Raw genomic sequence first — 2671 nt, forward strand, 5'->3', positions numbered from 1 at the left:
GCGTTCGAGCTGACCTCGGCGCTGATCATCACCGGCGCACTCGGCGCGATGGTCTACACCTTCGCCGGCCGGGCCAAGGCCAAGGTGATCACCCAGCGCGAGCGGGTCACCGAGCGGCTGCAGGGCCCGCTCGAGAAGTTCGGCTCCCGCTCCGGGCCCGGCGTGTTCGCCACCGGCGACTCGGTGGCCACGCCCGCCCTCCTGCCCGACGGGTCGGTCGCCCCCGAGTCGCTCTCGGCGATCATCGAGGCGACCGCGCGGGAGCGGCTGGGCCACGCCACCGAGCTCGCCCACGCGGGCGACGAGCACGACCAGCACGCACGGGACCACGAACCGCACCGCGAGCACCGCGGCGCGGGCGAGATCCAGGGGAGCCAGGCGTGAGCCCCACGAACTACCTGCTGCTGTCCGCGCTCCTGTTCGCCGTCGGCACCGTCGGGGTGCTCGTGCGGCGCAACGCGATCGTCGTGTTCATGTGCATCGAGCTCATGCTCAACGCGGTGAACCTCTCGCTGGTCACCTTCGCGCGGATCAACGGCTCGCTCGACGGCCAGGTCATGGCGTTCTTCGTCATGGTCGTCGCGGCCGCGGAGGTCGTCGTCGGCCTCTCGATCATCATGTCCATCTTCCGCGCCCGCCGGACCGCCTCGGTCGACGACGCGAACCTCCTCAAGTACTGACGGGAGCCCCGATGCTCGCCCTGCTGGCCGCTGACCAGCTGCCACCGGTCGAACCCGCGACCGGTGCCGCCGGCGCGGCGTGGGTCCTCGTGGCCCTGCCCGCCCTCGGCGCGCTCGTGCTCTTCCTCGGCGGGCGGCGCACCGACCGGTTCGGCCACGTCGTCGGGGTCGCGACGGTCGTGCTGTCGTTCCTCTACGGCGCCGTGCTGTTCGTCCAGGCGCTCGCGCTGCCCGGCGAGGAGCGCGTCCGGGACCTGCCGCTCTACGAGTGGTTCGGCTCCGGGTCGCTGTCGGTGGAGTTCGGGCTGCGCCTCGACCCGCTGTCGCTGACGTTCGTCCTGCTGATCACCGGCGTCGGCTCGCTGATCCACATCTACTCCGTGGGCTACATGAGCCACGACCCGCACCGGCGCAAGTTCTTCGCGATGCTCAACCTGTTCGTCGCCTCGATGCTGGTGCTCGTCCTCGGCAACGGCTTCCTCACCCTCTACCTGGGCTGGGAGGGCGTGGGCCTCGCGTCGTACCTGCTGATCGGCTTCTACGTGGCGCGCCCGCTCGCCGCCAGCGCGGCGAAGAAGGCCTTCCTGATGAACCGGGTCGGTGACGTCGGCCTCGCGCTCGCGATCTTCATCCTGTTCGCGCAGCTGGGCACGACGCAGTACACCGAGGTGTTCGCCCGCGCCGGCGAGCTCTCGCCCGGGACGATCACCGCGGTGACCCTGCTGCTCCTGCTCGGCGCGTGCGGCAAGTCCGGCCAGTTCCCGCTGCAGGCCTGGCTGCCGGACGCCATGGAGGGCCCGACCCCGGTGTCGGCGCTCATCCACGCGGCCACCATGGTCACCGCCGGGGTCTACCTGATCGCGCGCACCCACCCGCTCTACGACATCACCCCGGCCGGCCAGCTGGCGGTGACGATCGTCGGGGCGATCACGCTGCTGATCGGCGCGATCGTGGGCTGCGCGTACGACGACATCAAGAAGGTGCTCGCGTACTCCACGGTCAGCCAGATCGGCTACATGATGCTCGCCGTCGGGCTCGGGCCGATCGGCTACGCGGCGGGCCTCGCGCACCTGCTCGCCCACGGCTTCTTCAAGGCCGGGCTCTTCCTCGGCGCCGGGTCGGTGATGCACGGCATGGCCGACGAGACCGACATGCGCCGCTTCGGCGGCCTCTGGCGCCACCTGCCGGTCACCTTCGCGACGTTCACCCTCGGCTACCTGGCCCTGATCGGCTTCCCGTTCCTGTCCGGCTTCTACTCGAAGGACGCGATCATCGAGGCGTCGCTCGGGGGGTCGCTGACCCGCGGGTGGCTGCTCGGCGGGGCGGCGCTGCTGGCCGCGGGCCTCACCGCCTTCTACATGACGCGCCTGATGCTCCTGACGTTCTTCGGCCCGGAACGCTGGCGCGAGCTGACGCCGCGCACGGCGCCGTGGGATCCGAAGGTCGAGTCCGAGGCGCCGCCGCAGGCCCCGGCGGCCGGGCACGAGCACGGCTACCACCCGCACGAGTCGCCCGCCTCGATGACGGTTCCGATGATCCTGCTGGCCGTCGGCTCGGTCGGCGCCGGCGCGTTCCTCGTCATCGGGGAGCGCCTCGGCGGCTGGCTCGAGCCGTCGATCGGCCCCGTCCGCGAGGTCTCCGACACCGTGATCCCGACGGGGCTCGTCCCCGGCATCGCCTCGGTGCTGATGGTCCTCGGCGCCGGGATCGCCTACCTCACGATCGGACGCCGACCGGTGCCGGTCGAGCGCCCCGCCCGCGTGTCCTGGCCGGTGCGGGCCGCCCGCGCCGACCTCTACGCGAACGCGATCAACGAGGGGCTCATCGCCCGCCCCGGCCTCTGGCTCTCCCGGGCGCTGGTCTACCTCGACAACCGCGGGGTCGACGGGGCCGTCAACGGCACCGCCGCCCTGCTCGGCGGGGCGTCGGGCCGGGCCCGGCGCACGCAGACCGGATTCGTGCGCTCGTACGCGCTGACGATGCTGGGAGGC

Annotated in this window: 2 protein-coding genes and 1 pseudogene; all 3 read left to right on the forward strand. The window is 72.1% G+C overall.

Annotated elements, in window-relative coordinates; translation table 11 throughout:
• Positions 1 to 384 (forward strand): annotated as a pseudogene (locus tag AC0CYZ_RS06220) (NADH-quinone oxidoreductase subunit J); the annotation flags it as partial.
• Positions 381 to 680, forward strand: a complete 300-nt coding sequence (gene nuoK, locus AC0CYZ_RS06225; RefSeq protein ID WP_472213384.1) for an NADH-quinone oxidoreductase subunit NuoK — start codon at positions 381 to 383, stop codon at positions 678 to 680. The pseudogene AC0CYZ_RS06220 and the gene nuoK, both read left to right, overlap by 4 nt.
• A gap of 11 nt (positions 681 to 691) precedes the next feature.
• Positions 692 to 2671 (forward strand): NADH-quinone oxidoreductase subunit L (gene nuoL / locus AC0CYZ_RS06230; RefSeq protein WP_472213386.1); only part of this gene is annotated, 1980 nt, incomplete at its 3' end.

The sequence above is a fragment of the Actinomycetospora sp. genome (genome assembly GCF_055612215.1).